The organism is Streptomyces sp. NPDC059895 (assembly GCF_042731035.1).
Classification (GTDB): Bacteria; Actinomycetota; Actinomycetes; order Streptomycetales; family Streptomycetaceae; genus Streptomyces.
Genome location: NZ_JBHWKO010000056.1, coordinates 1 through 17,340 on the forward strand (window position 1 = coordinate 1; position 17,340 = coordinate 17,340).

Annotated in this window: 15 protein-coding genes; 6 read left to right on the top strand and 9 right to left on the bottom strand. The window is 70.6% G+C overall.

What is annotated here, in order from left to right; genetic code table 11:
* Positions 1-252: 252 nt before the first annotated feature.
* Positions 253-672, bottom strand: a complete 420-nt coding sequence (locus tag ACFV9M_RS36820) for a hypothetical protein (RefSeq protein ID WP_385074415.1) — start codon at positions 670-672, stop codon at positions 253-255.
* 289 nt (positions 673-961) lie between these two features.
* Between ACFV9M_RS36820 and ACFV9M_RS36825 the strand changes: the two genes are divergently transcribed.
* Positions 962-1,954: an XRE family transcriptional regulator gene (locus ACFV9M_RS36825; protein WP_385074412.1), complete on the top strand. Its 993-nt coding sequence runs from the start codon at positions 962-964 to the stop codon at positions 1,952-1,954.
* 11 nt (positions 1,955-1,965) lie between these two features.
* On the opposite strand, the gene ACFV9M_RS36830 is transcribed toward ACFV9M_RS36825, so the two are convergent.
* Both ACFV9M_RS36830 and ACFV9M_RS36835 read right to left on the bottom strand, forming a co-directional pair.
* Complete coding sequence (locus ACFV9M_RS36830) at positions 1,966-2,097, bottom strand: hypothetical protein (RefSeq protein WP_385074423.1); 132 nt, start codon at positions 2,095-2,097, stop codon at positions 1,966-1,968.
* A gap of 58 nt (positions 2,098-2,155) precedes the next feature.
* Positions 2,156-2,764 carry a TetR/AcrR family transcriptional regulator gene (locus tag ACFV9M_RS36835; protein WP_385074410.1) on the bottom strand — a complete coding sequence of 203 codons (609 nt, stop codon included), beginning with the start codon at positions 2,762-2,764 and terminating at the stop codon, positions 2,156-2,158.
* Between the two features lie 93 nt (positions 2,765-2,857).
* Between ACFV9M_RS36835 and ACFV9M_RS36840 the strand changes: the two genes are divergently transcribed.
* The 3 genes from ACFV9M_RS36840 to ACFV9M_RS36850 all read left to right on the top strand — a co-directional run bounded on the left by ACFV9M_RS36840 (position 2,858) and on the right by ACFV9M_RS36850 (position 4,606).
* Positions 2,858-3,598, top strand: a complete 741-nt coding sequence (locus tag ACFV9M_RS36840) for an SDR family NAD(P)-dependent oxidoreductase (RefSeq protein ID WP_385074407.1) — start codon at positions 2,858-2,860, stop codon at positions 3,596-3,598.
* 13 nt (positions 3,599-3,611) lie between these two features.
* Positions 3,612-3,836, top strand: a complete 225-nt coding sequence (locus ACFV9M_RS36845; protein ID WP_385074405.1) for an ester cyclase — start codon at positions 3,612-3,614, stop codon at positions 3,834-3,836.
* A gap of 83 nt (positions 3,837-3,919) precedes the next feature.
* Entirely contained in the window at positions 3,920-4,606 is a 687-nt protein-coding gene (locus ACFV9M_RS36850) for an SDR family NAD(P)-dependent oxidoreductase (protein WP_385074403.1), read from the top strand.
* A gap of 231 nt (positions 4,607-4,837) precedes the next feature.
* On the opposite strand, the gene ACFV9M_RS36855 is transcribed toward ACFV9M_RS36850, so the two are convergent.
* On the bottom strand, positions 4,838-6,043 hold the full coding sequence (locus ACFV9M_RS36855; protein ID WP_385074401.1) for a serine hydrolase domain-containing protein: 1,206 nt from the start codon (positions 6,041-6,043) through the stop codon (positions 4,838-4,840).
* Positions 6,044-6,430: 387 nt separating this feature from the next.
* Here ACFV9M_RS36855 and ACFV9M_RS36860 point away from each other — a divergent pair, with 387 nt between their 5' ends.
* Positions 6,431-7,534 carry a protein kinase family protein gene (locus tag ACFV9M_RS36860; protein WP_385074398.1) on the top strand — a complete coding sequence of 368 codons (1,104 nt, stop codon included), beginning with the start codon at positions 6,431-6,433 and terminating at the stop codon, positions 7,532-7,534.
* Positions 7,535-7,750: 216 nt separating this feature from the next.
* Here the strand turns inward: ACFV9M_RS36860 and ACFV9M_RS36865 are convergent, their stop codons facing one another.
* The 3 genes from ACFV9M_RS36865 to ACFV9M_RS36875 all read right to left on the bottom strand — a co-directional run bounded on the left by ACFV9M_RS36865 (position 7,751) and on the right by ACFV9M_RS36875 (position 13,679).
* A complete protein-coding gene (locus ACFV9M_RS36865; RefSeq protein WP_385074395.1) occupies positions 7,751-11,644 on the bottom strand; it encodes a CHAT domain-containing protein in 3,894 nt (1,297 codons plus the stop codon).
* Positions 11,645-11,911: 267 nt separating this feature from the next.
* Entirely contained in the window at positions 11,912-12,553 is a 642-nt protein-coding gene (locus ACFV9M_RS36870) for a nucleotidyltransferase domain-containing protein (protein WP_385074393.1), read from the bottom strand.
* Positions 12,554-12,686: 133 nt separating this feature from the next.
* Positions 12,687-13,679: a hypothetical protein gene (locus ACFV9M_RS36875; RefSeq protein ID WP_385074390.1), complete on the bottom strand. Its 993-nt coding sequence runs from the start codon at positions 13,677-13,679 to the stop codon at positions 12,687-12,689.
* A 512-nt stretch (positions 13,680-14,191) separates the two neighbouring features.
* Between ACFV9M_RS36875 and ACFV9M_RS36880 the strand changes: the two genes are divergently transcribed.
* The gene (locus ACFV9M_RS36880) at positions 14,192-14,959 is read left to right on the top strand and encodes a rhamnogalacturonan acetylesterase (protein ID WP_385074420.1); all 768 of its coding nucleotides are present in this window, start codon (positions 14,192-14,194) and stop codon (positions 14,957-14,959) included.
* 61 nt (positions 14,960-15,020) lie between these two features.
* Here ACFV9M_RS36880 and ACFV9M_RS36885 read toward each other — a convergent pair whose 3' ends face one another.
* Positions 15,021-15,872 (bottom strand): NmrA/HSCARG family protein, encoded by an 852-nt coding sequence (locus ACFV9M_RS36885; protein ID WP_385074387.1) that lies wholly within the window; start codon positions 15,870-15,872, stop codon positions 15,021-15,023.
* Between the two features lie 486 nt (positions 15,873-16,358).
* Positions 16,359-17,267, bottom strand: coding sequence for an NmrA/HSCARG family protein (locus ACFV9M_RS36890; RefSeq protein ID WP_385074384.1), 909 nt, complete (start codon positions 17,265-17,267; stop codon positions 16,359-16,361).
* Positions 17,268-17,340: the final 73 nt, after the last annotated feature.

Below are 17,340 nucleotides of genomic sequence, written 5' to 3' on the forward strand. Positions count from 1 at the left end.
ATGTGCTCTCCTTGAAGGGAGACTCCTACCGGCTCAAAAACCGTGACATCGGCCGCACACCGAGCGCGGCAACCGGGTGAACAACTGCACACACGGGGTCAAAACTCACCGACCCCAAAGGGGTCCAGGTTCAGAGACCGCCGACACCCCCCGCCGCCCGATGCGGGTGCCCTCGGCCTGGTTGCCGTCCGCAGGCCCGTCCCGCATGGAGCGACAGGCCCGGCATGACCTGCCGGACCTGTCGTCCGGGCCTTACCCGACGCCGTTGTAGTAGAACGACGTGCTCCTACAGGCGAAGTCGGCTCCACTGGCCCCGTTGCGCAGGCATATCTCGAGGTAGTAGGTCCCGGGCGTCGGGCTGGGGAGGTACTCCCATCCCTCCGTCACGCACACCCCGCTGCCACTCGCGGCGTGCCGGTAGTCATAGAAGCCCGTGCTGTTGTTCCAGATGAACGCGACGGCGCGGTTGCCGTCGGCCGAGCCCAGGTCGCAGGCCACCAGGTTGTACGAGCCGCCCGACATCGACACTTCGGCCCTGCCGTAGCCGCCCAGTGACGAGTATCCCGACGTGACCGAGTGCGTGGCCGCGTGAGCTGTGCCGCTGGTGAGGGCGGCAACAGCCATCGCGGACATGACGACTCCGGCGGCGGTACCGATTCTGCGCAGCCGCATACTGTCTCCTTCGGTGAGGTGGTAAGGGAAGTCCGATCAGCCGAGGCCGGCATCTGTGGAGCCTCCGCGGCGGTGGCGGACGCCCGCGGTGGTCGCACCCGGGCGGGTCGCCGCCGCCTTGCCCCCAGTGGTCGGCCCGAGATCGAGGATGTCCACACGGCCGGGGAGCCGACAAGGAGAAGCAGCGTTCACGTACGTTCGGAACAATGCTTCTTCGTGTTCCGAACGTGTTCGAACAGGGCTGATTTCCCAGTCGTCCGGTCACCGCTCGCTGAGCCATGCTGGGATCATGACCAAGACGGACAGGGCCTTACCCGAGCCGCCGAGGCCCGAACAGGCCAGTACTCCCGGGGAGTTCGTCGCGGCGCTGCGCGCGTTGCGGATGTGGTCCGGACTCACCTACCGGCAGCTCGAGAGCAAGGCCACGGCACAGGCCGACACCCTGCCCGCCAGCACCGTGGCGACCACGCTCGGCCGCGCGACCCTGCCCCGCGAACGGTTCGTCGACACCTTCACCCGCGCCTGCGGCCTCGGCGAGGAGGCGACACGTCAGTGGCTCCAGGCGCACCGCCGTATTGCCGCCGGTGAGCCCGCACCCACCCATGACCATGACGGCGACAAGGGTGAAGCTTCCGTGGGCAGTGAGTCCGTCCCGACGCACGCCCCGCGATGGTGGCGCCGGGCGGCCGGCCTGCTCGGCGCCGCGGGCATCGGTGCCGTCGGCACACTTGGGGCTTGCAGTCTGGTCCGCGACGTGTCTCCGTCGCCCGATCTGCCCGCCGTTCCGGTGACCGGGCTGCGCCTGCTGGCCGTGGGCAGTTGGGCCCGCATCCACCCCGCACGTACACCCGAGCTGTGCGTGACCGAAGGCAGGGATCGCACCGGCCGCTACGAGACCGCCGTCGCCGCTCAACAACCCTGCGCCCATGCCGTCGTACCCCAGGTTTTCCTCGAACCCGTGGGCAGGGACCTCGTACAGATCCAGTGGCACCACCCGAAGCACGGCATCGGCTGCCTGACGGTCCTGCTGACAGGCCCGGGCCGGAACCTGCTCGAGCCCCGCGACGACTGCGCCGACACCAACCGGTCCCAGCAGTTCCGCATCGAGCCCTTCGGCCCGTCGGCGGTCAGCCACTTCCGCATCCGTCCGATCAGCACCGACGGGTGTCTGAGCCTGCGCGACCAGGACACCACGAGCGGAGCGGAAGTCGTCCAGGGCCGCTGCTCCGGGGCCGCCGACCAGGACTTCCTCATCGAACTGACCTACCCGGAGATCGAGTAGAGGGCGACGAGTCAGTCGAAGAGGCTGTGGCCGGTGGCCAGGCCCCGGGTGATCCACTGGTAGAAGTGGTGGCGGGTGTTGATCAGACCGGGGGTGAGACCACCGGCTGCGGACCAGCAGATTTCCGCCCGCACCCACACCATCAGGCGACCACAGAACCACTCAAAGACTCGTCCACTCAAAGACTCGTAAACCGCCTTCTCAGAAGAGTGGCCAGTTGCGCAGTGCGGCGTCGGCCATCTCCTGGAGTTCTTCGCGGCCGACACCGCTCGCGGCTTGTACGGCGATGCCGTAGGCGAAGGTGGTGAGGTAGCGGGCCAGGAGCCCCGGATCGGTCTCGGGGGGCAGGTCGCCGTCGTCGACGGCTCGCTGGAACCGCTCTCGGGTGCGGGAGTAGCCGTTGTTGCGCCAGTCGACGAGGAGGTCGCGGACTTCCTGCCCGGAGTCGCTGGTGGTCAGGGCGCCCTGGACGCCCAGGCACCCGTGGGGATGGGCCGGGCGGGTGGTGGTTCGAACGGTGCCGGCCAGGATCGCGGTGGCGACGCCGAGGGCGGTCGGCTCCTCCAGGGCCCGGGGCAGGTATGCGCTCGGGCCCTCGGTGTAGCGCTCCAGAACCTTGCGGAACAGCTCTTCCTTGTTGCCGAAGGCCGCGTACATGCTGGTGGTGGAGATGCCCATCGCGTCGGTCAGGCTGGTCAGGCTGGCCCCCTCGTAGCCGTGCTCCCAGAAGACCAGCATGGCGCGCTCGAGAGCTTCGTCGGCGTTGAATCCTCGCGGTCGGCCGATCGGGCCCCTTCGTCTCGTCTCCACTCCCGCAGTCTACCTCTTCCGCATCGATCGATGCAGAAGTGCTACCTTCGACTTCTGCGGCGATCGCTGCAGAAGTCGAAGGAGGTCGTTCACGTGGGATTACTTGAGGGCAAGACCGCTCTCGTCACCGGGGGCAGCACCGGGATCGGCCTGGCCAGTGCCGTACGGCTGGCGGCCGAGGGCGCACACGTGTTCATCACCGGCCGGCGCAAGACCGAACTCGACGCGGCCGTCGAAGTGATCGGTTCAGCGGCTACCGCGGTGACCGGTGACATTTCGAACCTGGCCGACCTGGACCGGCTCTACGAGACGATCCGCGGCCGGGGACGGGGCCTGGACGTACTGTTCGCGAATGCCTCCGTCGCCTCGCTCGTGCCGCTGGAGCAGGTCACCGAGGAGCACTTCGACACCCTCTTCGGTATCAACGTCCGGGGCATGCTGTTCACCGTCAAGAAGGCGCTGCCCCTGCTCAACGACGGCGCCTCGGTCATCTTGAACGGCTCCACCAACGTGGACGTCGGCGACGAGGCGCTCGGCGTGTACGCGGCGACCAAGGCCGCCACCCGATCGTTCTCCCGGACCTGGGCCAACGAACTCAGGACACGCGGCATCCGGGTCAACACCATCACGCCCGGCCCGACCGACACCCCTGCGCTGTCGGGGCTCACCCCCGCCCCGGAGCGGTTCAAGCAGCAACTGGCGACGCGTGTACCGATGGGCCGGCTCGGGCGCCCGGAGGAGATCGCCGCCGCCGTGGCCTTCCTCGCCTCCGAGCAGAGCAGCTTCATCACCGGTTCGAGCCTGTACGTCGACGGCGGCCTCAACCAGATCTGAGAGGCAACCACCCATGACGACCATCCCGCATCACGAGGAACTGCTCTTCGACGGTGACCGTCTCGCCGCGCGTCTGGTCAACACCGGCACTCCGGTGAAGGAGTGGCTCGGTGTGGCTCCCACCGGCGCCTCGTTCGAGATCGTCGAGTACGCCATCTACCAGGTCCGCAACGGACGGTTCGTGCACATGACCGCCCTGCACGACGCCGGAGAACTCCTTCGGCAGCTGACCGGCTGACCTCCGGGATCACCGCTGCCAACGCACAGAACAGTCGACACCGACAACGGCCTACTCGGGCCACATACCTCGTGAGGATACACATGACCATCACACTGATCACCGGGGCCAACAAGGGCATCGGCTTCGAGACAGCCAGACAGCTTCTGGCGTTGGGCCACGTCGTCTACATCGGCGCGCGTGACGTCGAGCGAGGCGAGAAGGCCGCGGCGGCGCTCGGCTCACGATTCGTGCAGCTCGACGTGACCGACGACGCATCGGTGAGCAGCGCGCTCGCGACGATCGACTCGGCCGAGGGCCGGCTCGACGTCCTGGTGAACAACGCGGGCATCCTGGGCGACGGCGTCACCGACGGTCCGACGGCTCTTCGGGCCTTCGACACCAACGCGGTGGGAATCGTGCGTGTCACGGAGGCGGCGCTTCCCCTGCTGCGCAAGTCCTCGAACCCCACCGTGGTCACCGTTTCCAGCAGTGCCGGATCGTTCTGGGCAGTGACCGATCCGGACCGGCCGGAGTTCAACCTGCCGTTGGCGCTCTACTCCGCCTCGAAGTCCGCGGCCACCATGCTCACGGTCCAGTACGCCAAGTCCCAGCCGGGCATCAAGTTCAACGCGGTCGAGCCCGGCACTACCGCGACCGACCTGACCGCGGCCTTCGGAATCGGAAGGACGCCTGAGGAGAGTGCCAGGGTCGTCGTGCGTCTCGCGACTCTCGACGCGGACGGTCCGACAGGAACCTTCCAGGACGAAAACGGGGAAGTGCCCTGGTAGCCGTGCCGCTTTCGCCGGTCGGTCACCGGTTCGGCGACGGCTTCCGGTCCTCGAGCAGGACATGAGCCGGCAGCGGATGCCGCGCCCGCCGAGCCGGCCGAGGAGGAGATCTGCCGCAGCATCGTGAGCCGTGCCGGTCGCTGCGCGGCAGGCACGGCCGCCACTCGTCATCGGTCTCCGTGTCCGGGGTGCCGCGTCGTCAGCCGCGCCGCGGCGGCCCGGACGCGGTCATCAGCGACCGCGGACGACGTCCGGGGCGATCTCCTCGCGGAACCCGTCGTCCACCGCCGCCGCGGTCCTGAGGGAAGCCGCCGCCGGGGCGGTGCCGCAGAACGCCGCTTCCAGCGTTGCGCCCAGCGTGGTGTTCACGGTCCCGTTGTTGGAGGTGTTGGCCATGGAGGTCATGGTGCGGCTGCCGTCAGAGGCGCCGAACGCCCAGGTGTAGTACCCCTGCACGGTGCCGGTGTGCCCGTAGACCGTCACACCGCAGGACAGCTTCCTGGCGCGCAGTCCCAGACCGTAGGACTGGCTGCCGTCCGCGTTGACGGGGACCGTGGTCGTCATCTGCCGCAGGGCGCTCTCCGGAAGCAGAGCGCCGGAGAGCAGGGCGCTGAAGAACGTGTTGAGGTCCTCCGCGTTGGAGATGATCGCGCCGGCCGACTGCGCCCAGGAGACCGTCTGTTCCGTGGAGTCCACCAGGGGAAGCGTGGTGTCGTCCGGTCGCAGATAGCCGCGCGCGGAGGACCCGGCGATGCTGGTCAGGGGGTGCACGTAGGAGGTGTTGCCGAGCTTGAGCGGCTCGAAGATGCGCTGCTGGTACTGCTCGGCGACCGGCTTGCCCGTGAGGTGCTCGATGATCTGGCCGATCACCACGAAATTGGTGTTGGAGTAGGTGTAACCGGAGCCGGGTGTGATGGTCAGCGGATGCGCCGTGGACTTGTCGATCAGTTCCTGGAAGCTGAACGTCTTGTTCCGCACCGCTTCGAAGCCCGGAACGGTGTAGTAGAACATGTCGTTGGTGTAGTCGTAGAGCCCGCTGCGGTGGCTGAGCAGGTGCCGCACGGTGATGGAGCTGCTCGGGAGGGGCGTGGGCAGGTAGGTGTTGGCAGGCGCGTCCAGATCGACGAGGCCCTCGGAGACCAGCTGCATCAGGACGACCGTACTGAAAGTCTTGGTGACGCTTCCGATCCGGAACCGCCGCCCGGTGTCCATCCTGGCCCCCGTGGCCGTGTTCGCCTTGCCGCTCGCGACGCCGTAGTACGTTCCCTGGTCGTCGATGAGGGTCAGTGCGCCCGGTGCGCCCTGCGCCATGGCCTGGAGCTGCACGGTGCGGACGGCCCCGATGTTCGGCGCCGGCAGATCCGCCGCCTGTGCGGGGGTCGCGAGGGTGGCGAGCGTGAGGCCCGCGAGGGCGACGCCGATGACTCGAATGCGCATGCGAAACCTTCTCTGGGAGAGGTCGGTGGATACCGGCCGGTACTGGAGGGGTTTTCGATCTTGATCGTCGTTCTGGTGGCAGTGGCGATGGCGGTGCGGTGGCAGGGCTGAGTCTGTGGTCCGTAGGCAGTCGGCAGTCGGCAGTCGGCAGTCGGCAGTCCGTCGTACCTTGATCGGCGTGATGGATCATCGATACCTTAACGGCGTTGTGCGCCGGGTGTGTTGCCCCTTGGAACTTCCTGTGGGCGCTGTCGTCCGAGATCCGCAGCGCCCTCATCGGCGCCGTCGCCCCCGCACGCGGCCCTGCAACCCGGGGGACGGTTGACCGGGGTTGGAGTGCCGCAGCGCCGTTGCGAAGTCAGTTCCGATGTCAGGCTGGAGCCGCCGATGGACGTGACCGAGTCAGCGCATGCCGCGCGAGTGTCCGCTTACGCGGCCGTGGGAGCACGGCTGTCCCTGTTCAGCGACCGTCGGCTCGAGGATGCGGTGGCCGCCGCGCCGAGTCTCGGCTCCGGTATCGGCGGCAGGTCGGCGGAGATGGAAGTCGAGGGGATACGGGTCTTCGTCAAGCGGGTCCCGCTGACGGACATCGAGTTGCAGCCGGAGCACGTGAGATCGACCGAGAACGTGTTCGAACTTCCCCTCTTCTACCAGTACGGAGTGGGGTCGGCGGGGTTCGGTGCCTGGCGTGAGCTGGCCGCGCACATCATGACGACTGGCTGGGCACTGAAGAACGAGTACGCGGGTTTCCCGCTGCTGTATCACTGGCGGGTTCTGCCCGACAGTCCCCCGGCCGGCTTCGTCGACGGGCTCGGGGGCGTTGAGGGGGCCGTCGCGCATTGGGAGGGTTCACCGGCCGTTCGCCGCCGACTGGAGGCCATCGGAAGGTCCTCCTTCAGCCTGGTGCTCTTCCTGGAGCATGTGCCACAGACGCTCGCCGCGTGGCTCGACGACCTCCGTGATGCGGCCCTGCCGGAGCCGGGAGGCGAGTCGCCTTGTCGATGGGTCGAGAAGGAACTGCTGCGAGGGACAGCGTTCATGAGCGCGCGCGGACTGGTCCACTTCGACACGCACTTCGCCAATCTGCTGACCGACGGCCGGCGGGTGTACTTCGCGGACTTCGGGCTCGCGTTGAGCCGCGACTTCGAACTTTCGGCCGAGGAGTGCGACTTCCTCGCTGATCACCTCGTGTACGACCGCTCCTACGCACCGAACCACCTGCTTCGCCACCACCTGCTTCGTCACCACCTGCCGGCCGACGTGCGTGGTGGCACCGAACACGGGGCCTTCCTGCGCGGATGGGTCGATGGCCACCGACCCGCCGACGTTCCGCCGGACATCGGCGCGATCATCGACCGTCACGCTCCGCACGCGATCGTCCTGGACGATTTCCATCATCGGCTGCTGACGCGGAGCAAGCGCACTCCCTTCCCCGCGGCCGAGGTCCGGCGGGCCCTGGCCGGCGCAGGGGAGAGACCCGCACGTACCTGACTGGCCCTCGTCCCGTTCCGCCACGACCACCCACGATGTTCACCGCGCGTAAGCCCGCATGCCGACCACCGGGCAGGACGGACGACGAGCCCAGGGTCACGCCACCTCGCCTGACGCGACATCAGTCCGGCATCGGCCAGTTCTCGGGTGGCTCGCGAGTGGTCGACGAGGTCCCGGGCGGGTGCTGAACGTCCGGCGCCGTCGCGCGGGCGGGGCTCAGCGTGTGGCGGGGTTGCCCTGGTGGGTGAAGGCCGCCCACATGGCGATCTCGTGCAGGTCGGCGCGGGCGGCCTCGCGGTGCAGCGGGTCGCCCAGGGCGGGCGGGGGCCGGCGGTCCGGGTCGAGCATCCACAGCTGGGCGGCGCGCAGCGCGTCGGCGGGAGCGAGGTCCTGGCTGGTGAGGAAGTGGTGGAAGACGGCCATCATCAGCGCGGTGGCGCTGTCGTTGACGGCCCAGCGGGAGCCGACCACGTCGGCCGCACCCCGGGCGACCAGGGCGGTGGAGAGGGTCAGTGCCTCGTCGTGGTCGCCCGTGCTCAGGTCGGTCTCGCAGGCGCTGAGCACGACCAGCGGGCCCTCCGGGCCGGGCTCCGCGGCCGCGGCGTCGTCCAGGATCCGAGCGACGGTCAGCTCGCCGTCGGCCAGCGACAGCGCCGATCGCGTAGGACTCGGACCGGCCACGCCGTGGCAGGACACGTGCACGACCGCCGCCGGCTGACCGCCGCCCGGCAGCACGGCCAGCAGGTCCTCGCAGCTCCCCGGCGCATCCGGCACGCCCTCGGCCGCCACGTACCTGCCGTAGCGCCGGGCGTCCGGGTAGCAGGCCGAACGCAGCGCCTCCGTCTCGAACTCGGCCCATATCAGGCTGAGTCGCGGGTCGGTGACCAGCACCCGGCGCCCGGTGGTGGGCAGCCGGTCGCGGGTGGTGGCCCGCAGGAACTGCGCCCCTGACGGGGCATAGCTGAACACCGCGTCCTGGCAGGCGTAGCGGTAACCTCCCAGCGGGATGTGCTTGCGCGCCGCATGCCAGGGGACGACTCCGAGGGGACCGCAGGGGATCAGCACGATCCTCGGCGGCCGGCCGAGGGGTTCGAGGGAGTCGAGGACCGGCCCTACGGCAGCGGGCCAGGCCCAGTCGCACAGTTCGCTCAGCGCCGCCTGCCATTCCGTCTCGGCGGCCTCCCGCGCCGCCCGCGACGCGTCCGGGTCGGCCGCCTTGCCGGAACGGTCGGCGGCGGCGGCGAGGTACCGCTCCAACTGGTGGCTGCCGGGGGCGAGCAGCAGCGGCAGGGCGAGTACGGCGGGCTCGGCGCGGCCGGGGCGCAGGATCAGCGCGCGTCCCGGGATGTGGGGGCGGAAGCCCTCGCCGGGGACCAGGTAGACCAGCGCGTCGGCGCCCGAGGCGGCCAGCGCGGCGGTCAGTGCGGCAGCGTCCGGAGTGCCGAGCAACTCCCGTGCGCCGGTGCCGTTTCCCGCTCCGAGTGCGGCGAGTGCGGTGCGCCGCAGGCTGCTCGGCAGCTCGGCGCCGGGGGCCGGGGCCGCCACCACGGCCGCTCTCGTCGGCCGGAGCGGATCCCCCTCAGCCGGATGCCCCTCGGCCGGATCCCCCTCAGCCGGATGCCCCTCGGCCGGATCCCCCTCAGCCGGATGCCCCTCGGCCGGATACCCCTCGGCCGCGTCCCCCTCAACCCGATCGCCCGCGACCCGATCGACCTCGACCCGATCGACCTCGACCCGATCGGCCTCGACCCGAGCTCCCTCGCCCCGATCCCCCTCGCGCGGACCCCGCTGGAGTGGATGCTGCGGTGCCTGCGCCCGCCACCGCTCGGCGAGGTCGGAGTGACCGCGGTCCGCCAGCAGCCGGGGCACGCCGTGTGCGGCCGCGGCCGTCTGGAGCACCAGGGCCCGACCGAGCTCCAGCGCCTCCACGGCCTCGGCGGGGCGGCGGTCCTCGGCGCACCGCAGGGCCAGCCACAGCACGTGGCCGGTCGCGGCCCGGGCCACCGACAGGGCGTGCTCTGCGCCGAGTTGAAGGAGGACATCGGCGGCCATCAGCTCCAGTGCCTCGCGGCGGGTGTCCAGGCTCGCCTTCCAGTCCTCACTCGCGCGCCCGCCACCGGTCACCGCGCTCATCCAGTAGGCCGTGGACAGTTCCGTCAGTACCTCGACGTTCAACGGCAGGCCGTGGCCTTCGGCGGCCAGGGCGCGCACCCGGCTCAGCTCGGCGATGCACGGGTCGAGCAGGCTGAGGTCACTGCGGTGGGTGGTCGCGTGGAGCATGGCCCGGGCCAGGTCGAGTCGCAGCCGGGCTTCGTCCCAGGGCACCGTCCGCGAAGTCTCGATCACGCCGTGGACCTCCGCGATGGCGCGGTCGATGACCTCCCGGCGGGGGTCGGCCCTGGCCAGCTCGGTCATCATCTGGGCCCGCGCAGTGGGGAAGTACGGTGCGAACAGCGTCGGGATCGTGGCCGGATCGGTCTCCGCCGCCTCCCGCAGGTACCGGACGGCGGTGCGGCGGTCGGCCTGGTCTCCGGTGCGGGCGGCACGTTCGCTGTGGGCCAGGCCCAGCGTGCCGGTGATGACGAAGCGCGTGCCCGCGTCGGGCGCGGGGGAGGCGTACCGGACGCTCAGCGTCTGGATCAGGTCCTCTGCCGCGCGGGCCAGCGCGGCCTGGTCACGGCTGCGGCGGGCCACCTGGAACCCGGCCAGGAGGCTGGACAGCGCCTGTACGTCGTCGCGTTCATCGGTGGCGGACAGCCCCTTGGTCATCGACAGGGCGGCGACGCCATCCTGGAGGCTGCCTCCGAGCGTGGCGGCGGTGGCGACGCGATGGGCGAGGAGGGCGGACAGGTACCGGCGGGCGGCCGCGGCCTGCGCCCCGTCCGCCGGAAGGGCGTCGATCCACTCCCGGAGCCATGCCGCGCTCCGCTCCACGCGCGCGATCTCGCCGTTCGACACCCACAGGTTGTCGATCACGGTGGACAGCATCAGTTCCAGGCTCAGCTCTCGCCGCCAGAGCGAACGCGCCGCGGGGTCGGGGTCCGGCCGCGTCGCGGCCACGTCCACCTCGCCGAAGTCCAGCGACTCGGGCATCCGGAGGTTCCCCGCCACCAGCAGGGCCGCGTGGAACTTGGCGACGCGGATCCGCTCGGGTGCGTCCGCGGGCAAGGCGAGCAACACCTCCCTGGCCGTCCGCGCGGCACTGCGGACGCGTTCGGCGAGCGACCGGGGATCCTGCCCGCCCGATCGGAGCGCGGCGAGCAGCTCGCGCAGCGGCGTGAACCGCGGCTGGTCCAGGCCGAGATCCGCCAGTGCCCGGCCGGCGTCCGCCATGGAGGTCCGGGGATCGTTCACGGTGACGCACAGCCACTCCAGCAGGCGCGCGAAACGCACCGCGTCCCCGCGCGCCCAGTCCACCAGCTGCTGGACGGCGTCGGCCAGCTCCTCCTCCACGGGCTCCTCGCCGCGGGGCACCGCACCGGCGGCCGGCCCCGCCGCCACCTCACCTTCGTCGGCGTCCTGGGGCGGAGACGGCGGACTCTCCTCGGGCGGGCCGGGGAGCGAGGACAGCAGCGTCGCGACGCGCTCCATGGCGGCCAGCATCCTCTCGCGCGTCGTCAGGTCCCCGGCGACGATGCGGGCGAGAACGTTCAGGGCCTCGGTCAGCCGCTCCCGCAGGGATTCGGCCAGGGCGGGCGGCGCCGAGCCGTCGCGCACCTCCGCAGGAATGCCCGGCGGGATGAGCAGCTCGGCCAGGTTGCTCCGGGCCATCATGGCGAGCCGGTCGTTCAGCGGCCTGGCACGGTCGGTCCACCGGAGATGGCTCAGGGCGGCCGCCCGCTCTCCCGGCTCGGCGTGCGGCCGGCCCTTGAGGCGGGTCTGCATCAGCAGCCCGAGCCAGGGCACAACGGCCGCCCGGGCCGGGTCCTCCGCCGGTAACAGCCTCTCGACGGTGGCCAGATGCTCGATCACGAACCGCGACGCGTCCAGCCGCGGATTCGTCCGCACCTGGGGCCACAGCTCGTACGCCTGGCGAACGGCGACGGCGGCCCAGGCCCGGAGCCCCGCGACGTCTCCCTCGCCGTTCTCCCGCTGCTTGTCGTCGGCCATACGTCCCCCTCGCGACCGATGCTCCCAGCCCGCTCCCCCGCAACGGTCCGCGGCCGGGCGGGTGTGGTCGCTGATCGAGGACAGGCTAGTCGGAGGCAGAGGCGTCCGCAGCCGGCGGATCCCGGAGATGCGGGGCAGGGGAGCTCCGCGATCGCTTCCGCACAGCGCGTGACCGTTTCCCGACACCAGTCAGGGGATCATGACGACCGCGGCCGCCCATCCCTCGGTGCCCACAACTGCCCGTGGCGTTCACAGGCAGGGCCCACGTCACCGCCTCGCCAGTTTCGCAAGCCAGGGATGTCCGGGGTGCACGCGTGTCAGCCACCCGCTGAGAGCGTCGCGCCGCGCCCGGCTCAGCAGCGGCAGGACCCCGTCGAAGTCCGCGTGGTCCTTGGGCCGCGCCGCCTTCGCTTTGAACAACAGCACCAGCTCCGGCACCAGATAGGGAATGCCTCCCGCAGTCCGCTCGATGATCGCGTCGTACGGCAGCCGCAAGCTCTCGTCCCGCCTGCAGATCCACGTCCCGTCCTCGTGCGGCTCCCGGAAGACATCGAACAGGAACTGACCGCTCACCGGATCCCGCAGCCAGGTCTGGTACGTGCCCGCGAGCGCCCGAGCTCCCGCATTCGGCCAGACCCGTCCCGAACCCACCGCGTCGAACGCGTACTCGGGGAAGCGGTCCCGAATCTCCGCGAACCCCGCCGCGGGCACCGCGATCTCCAGATCGCCGTGCGGCCGCGACTGCCCTCCGCGGAACAGATCCAGCGCCCACCCTGCCACGACGCACCAGGGTGCACCGACCCCGTCCAGCCGCTCCGCGACCTGTTCCGGCCGCCAGGCATCCGCCCAACGGGCATCCAGTTCGTGCGCATCAAGGACAGCGCCGCCGGGCGGCACGGAATCGGTCATCGGAACAACCTACTGCCCCAACTGGGCGCCGATTCGGTGTCGCCTCCCGGCCCGCCACCATGCTCGCCATCGGCCACCGGAAGCGAAACGGTCCGCCCCGGCCACGTCGACGGACCGTCGCACAAGATCGGCACTAGCAGGAACGGTCGTCGATCCTCGTGAACTCCAGGCCGTTGAGGTGGGCCGTCTGGCCGGAGATCACGACGCTGAGCCGCCCGTCGGTCACCACGACGTCGGTGAAGGTGCGTTTGACCACGGAACGGCTGCTGGAGAGTCCGCCAACGTCTTCGCCCTCGATGGAGAGGCTCGTCCGCGCCGAGCCGAGCAGGTCGCCGACATGAGCGGTCACCGCGTACACACCGTTGGGGACGTCCGCGGAGAATTCGTACCGCCCGCCGAATTTCGCGACGAAGTCCCGCTGCAGGGCGTCCAGGGCGCTGCCGCGGTCGCGGCTGATCATGTCGGTGGTGTCGGTGAAGCCGTAGCCCTGCTCGGCGGTGTGGAGCGTCTCCGGGGTGACCTCGGTGAACCCCTCCTGTACCGGGCCGCCGACCGCCACGGCGCGCACTCCGTCGAGATGCCCGGCGGCGCGGCCGAGCGGGTCGGCGTGCAGACGCAGGTCTCGCCGGAAGACGTCTTCGAGGAGGATGGCGTCGCCACCGCCGTGTCCGCCGATCCCGTCGGGGATGACGACCTCCTCCGCCCAGTTCCAGTGCTTCTGCACGACGAGGCGGTCTTCGACCGGGCGGACCGGGTCGACGGCCGAGGCTCCCGGCGTGGCGCTCGGGTCGAGGGCGATCCTGCCGCCGCCGTCGAGCCGGATGTGTCCTCGCTCGACGACGCGGAGTTCCGCGCGCCCCCGCGTGCCGTTGATCGAGACCACGTAGCCTTCCCACGGGCTGTGGGCGTTGAGGGAGTACGTGAGGGTGGCACCACGGCGATAGTCGACCGGGACGGACATCTTGTCCTCGATCGTGATCCCGAGAGCGAACGGGTCCTGGTCGCGGCGGTATCCGTCGTGGTGCCCGGCCTTCAGGTACAGCGCTGCGAGGCACGGATCGTCGCGCAGGTCGAGTGTGAAGGGGTCGGCTCCGGCGCCGGTGCCGCGTTCGGGGCGGGGGGCCATGCCCCGGGCGGCGGCCGAGCCGGGGCCTCCGACGGCGCGGCGAGGGATGCGGGGGGGCGCTACTCGCTCGGCGGGTCGACGCGCGGTACGGCGGAACATGCACGCCGAGCGGTGAACAGCGGCCCCTACCTTGAGGAAATCGCTTTCACAGCAAGTTACGCTGCGGCACACGACGTTGTCGAGAGGGCGATGGCCGCACCCCACACGACGTGGGCATCCGGACCGTATGAGCATCTCCCTGTTACTGACCTGCCGGTTCACACATGATTTACAGGTCAGCGAGGTGTCCGCGAGGATCGTCACACCAAGGGTTGACAGCCGTTTCCCGCCGAACCTAGCGTGCACTTCGCTCAAGCGGGAAGGGGAGGCGGCGGGAGCATCTGGAGATCGATTGCCAGGGCCAGGAGGACACACCGCTCACCTCCCGGTTCCCGCCGTCCATCCGTCACGCCAAGGACATTCGCCAACGGTGAGTCGATCGGCTCGGTAAAGGGATGAATCACGTGAATCAGATGCCGCGGGTCCTCCTCGCCGGCGACTCGACCGTCGCCGTCTGCCCCGCGCACGAGACACCCATGTCAGGGTGGGGTCCCCACCTGGGGGCTCCGCTGAACGCCCGCCTCCAGGCCGCCTTCTCCTCCGGCGACCGCACCGTCGCCACGGTCACCGTGCTCAACACCGCCAAGGGCGGCGCCACGCTGCGCAGCCACCGGGAAGAGGGTCTGTGGGCTGCCCTGCTCCACGAGCTGCGCGCCGGCGATGTGGTGCTCCTTCAGTTCGGCCACAACGACCAGAAGGATCCCGGGCTGCCTGCCAGGGAGGGGTACACCCGCTACCTGGAGAAGGCCGTCGACGAGGTGCTGGCCGGCCACGCCCATCCGGTGCTGTGCACGCCGGTGAGCAGACGGCGCTTCGCCGACGGGATGCTGCAATCCACACACGGAGACTATCCGCAGGCCGTCCGTGACCTGGCGCACCGTCGGGGCCTGCCCCTGATCGACCTCACGCGCAGCACGGCGGAGCTGTACGGCCGGCTCGGCGAGGAGGCGTCCCGCGCGCTGTTCACGCACTTCGCAGCCGGCGAACACCCCCTCTACCCCGACGGCTGCGCCGACGACACACATTTCTCCTTCACCGGAGCCGTGGCGGTGGCGGACCAGGTCGCGCAGGCGCTCGTCGCCCTGTGGGCCGAGCGGTCCTGGGCGACGGTGGCGTCCGCTCCGGGGGGAACGTCGCCTCGGGCCACGGCAGGAAGAGGGACACCGCGAAGCAAGTCTTGACGGCCATCGGCCTCAGCGGCCGCCGGAACAGCCGGCCGGACCCGCGCGTCGGGCAGACGTCTCAGCGGGCGTCCGCCCATGTGCGGTGTGCCCAGTCCGCGAAACGGGTCCAGGGGATCTCCGGGTGCGCGTCGTGGAGGGCGGGGATGTCGACGCGATAGCCGGGCCCGTTCAGGAACGTCCACATGGCGTGCATGTCAGGGTTGCCGACCGCCGCCAGCGGTACCTGTTCGTGGCGGACCTCCCGTCCCAGTGCCACGCTGAACGAGGCCGCCATCTGCGTGGGCGTGGGCGCGTCACTGGCCAGTTCAATGCGCCGCCCGACGTAGGAAGCGGGGTCGACCAGCACTTCCGCGGCGAAGGCGCCGAGGTCGCGGCGGGCGAGCTGTTGCAGCGGGCGATCGGGGGGCAGCGGCAGATCGAGGTGGCCGCTGACGATACGCTCCGCTCCGCCCAGCGCGTTGTCGAAGAAGTAGGTCGGCCCCAGAATCGTGTACGGCACGTCGCCGTCGGCCAACTCCCGCTCGATGCGTGCCTTGCTGTCGAAATGCGGTACTCCGCTGTCCTGGTCGGCCCCGGCGACGGAGCTGAACACGAGGTGCGGGACACGCTCCTGCGTCGCGGCGGACAGGATCGCCCGCCCTTGTCCGACCTCTGCCTCCGTACCGGCTTCGAAGGGAGTGGTGAACGCGAAGACACTCGCCACCCCGTTCATCGCCGCGGCGAGCGACTCACGATCGCTCAGCGATCCTGCCATCACGTCGACGCCCTGTGCGGCCAGTTCCCGCGCGGCTTTCCGGTCCGGGTCGCGGACCAGCGCCCGGACCCGTGCCCGGCGGCCCAGCAGCGCGTCCGTCACAGCCCTGCCCTGTCCGCCGGTCGCGGCGAGCACCAGAATCGGCTCGTCAACCATCGAACGACTCCTTCCACCCCACACGAGAACGAGCCTGCGCAGGCCCGACCGCAATCATCCGCCCCTGACGACACAGACGACGTCCCGGCGCGCCTGGAGGACCTGCAAGGGGCGCTGTCGGACTTGCATCGTGCGCGCACAGTCATGCCGCCCGTACGTTTTGTACATCACCGGTGGAGCAGGCGCGGGCGCGCCGGGGCCCGGACCTGCCGGAGACGGGTCACCGCCTGGTGAGCGAGCCGGGCGACGCTCCGCCGCAAACTGAAGGCGACCGCGTCGACGGATGCGCCGCCGGCGCGGCCGGTCACCGTCGGCGGCCGCCGAGCGCCCCGCGACCGCGCCGCATCCCCCGCGCGAGTGGGCCACTCGCGCGCCCGGCGGCCACCAGGCGTCCGCCTCCGGGCCGTACGCGACCGCCGAGAGCCGCCGCCGGGATCCCCGGGAGGCGAGCGGCGGTGGCGGCGAGGACTGCGACGACGGCGATGATCAGGCGGTCGCCCTCAGGTGTTCTCGTGCCCATGCCTCGAAGGTGGTGAGGGAGAGGCCGAGGTCTCGCGCGAACTCCGGACGGGCGGGCTGAGCGTGCTCGTTGATGTGAGCCTGCGCGAAGCCCATGTCGGGCATTCCGGCAGCGGTCGCCTCCTCCTCGGTCATGTCGGGCGCGGTCAGCTCGGTGCCCAGGTTGCGGGAGAGGATGTCGGCGATGTCCGTCATCGTCAGGTAGTCGCTCGCCAGCTCCAGTTCGACGCGGTGGAACCGCCCGGGCGCGGCGACGGCCGCGGCGGCCGCCCTGCCGATGTCCTCGACCGCGACGAGGGACAGCCGGGTCGCGGGCTTCAGGAGGCTCACCAGTCCGCCCTCGACACCGCGGGGGAACATGATGTCCGCGCAGGGGTGGAAGTTCTCCATGAAGAAGCCCGGTTTGATGAGCGTCCACTGCGCGAAGCCCGCCTCCCGCACCCGGTCCTGGATGCCGGCCTTCGCGGTGTAGTAAGGCTCCATCCAGGCCCAGGGCCCCTTGACCCAGCGGGTGTGCTGCCCGGCTCCGGAGACGGAGGTGTGCACGAACTGCGGCACTCCGGCCGCCCGCGCCCCCTCGATCAGATGGACGGCCTGGGCGACCTCGCCTTCGAAGCCGCGTCCGTCCATGTCGGGCATCTGGACCGAGAAGACGGCGCGGGCTCCCTCGGCGGCCTCGGTCACGGAGTCGCGGTCGTCGAGGTCGCCGGTGACCAGTTCGGCGCCGAGGGCTTCGACCGCCTTCGCCCGGCCGGTGGCGGGGTTGCGGACCAGTGCCCGGACGCGCACGCCCTGCGCGAGCAGGGCGCGGGCGGTGGCACCGCCCTGTCTGCCGGTCGCGCCAGTGACCAGGACCGGTGCGGATTCTGTGGTCATGGGGATTCCTCAGGTGGTGGCACGCGATGTAAGTGGCGGGGCCCGCCACTTACCTTCGGGTACGATACGGAGG

What these genes read in the sequence shown, in the direction of transcription:
- ACFV9M_RS36860 (WP_385074398.1), top strand. Translation starts at nt 6,431, where the DNA reads ATGGACGTGACCGAGTCAGCGCATGCCGCGCGAGTGTCCGCTTACGCG.
- ACFV9M_RS36880 (WP_385074420.1), top strand. Translation starts at nt 14,192, where the DNA reads ATGCCGCGGGTCCTCCTCGCCGGCGACTCGACCGTCGCCGTCTGCCCC.
- ACFV9M_RS36825 (WP_385074412.1), top strand. Translation starts at nt 962, where the DNA reads ATGACCAAGACGGACAGGGCCTTACCCGAGCCGCCGAGGCCCGAACAG.
- ACFV9M_RS36845 (WP_385074405.1), top strand. Translation starts at nt 3,612, where the DNA reads ATGACGACCATCCCGCATCACGAGGAACTGCTCTTCGACGGTGACCGT.
- ACFV9M_RS36870 (WP_385074393.1), bottom strand. Translation starts at nt 12,553, where the DNA reads ATGACCGATTCCGTGCCGCCCGGCGGCGCTGTCCTTGATGCGCACGAA.
- ACFV9M_RS36885 (WP_385074387.1), bottom strand. Translation starts at nt 15,872, where the DNA reads ATGGTTGACGAGCCGATTCTGGTGCTCGCCGCGACCGGCGGACAGGGC.
- ACFV9M_RS36820 (WP_385074415.1), bottom strand. Translation starts at nt 672, where the DNA reads ATGCGGCTGCGCAGAATCGGTACCGCCGCCGGAGTCGTCATGTCCGCG.
- ACFV9M_RS36865 (WP_385074395.1), bottom strand. Translation starts at nt 11,644, where the DNA reads ATGGCCGACGACAAGCAGCGGGAGAACGGCGAGGGAGACGTCGCGGGG.
- ACFV9M_RS36875 (WP_385074390.1), bottom strand. Translation starts at nt 13,679, where the DNA reads ATGGCCCCCCGCCCCGAACGCGGCACCGGCGCCGGAGCCGACCCCTTC.
- ACFV9M_RS36890 (WP_385074384.1), bottom strand. Translation starts at nt 17,267, where the DNA reads ATGACCACAGAATCCGCACCGGTCCTGGTCACTGGCGCGACCGGCAGA.
- ACFV9M_RS36855 (WP_385074401.1), bottom strand. Translation starts at nt 6,043, where the DNA reads ATGCGCATTCGAGTCATCGGCGTCGCCCTCGCGGGCCTCACGCTCGCC.
- ACFV9M_RS36830 (WP_385074423.1), bottom strand. Translation starts at nt 2,097, where the DNA reads ATGGTGTGGGTGCGGGCGGAAATCTGCTGGTCCGCAGCCGGTGGTCTC.
- ACFV9M_RS36850 (WP_385074403.1), top strand. Translation starts at nt 3,920, where the DNA reads ATGACCATCACACTGATCACCGGGGCCAACAAGGGCATCGGCTTCGAG.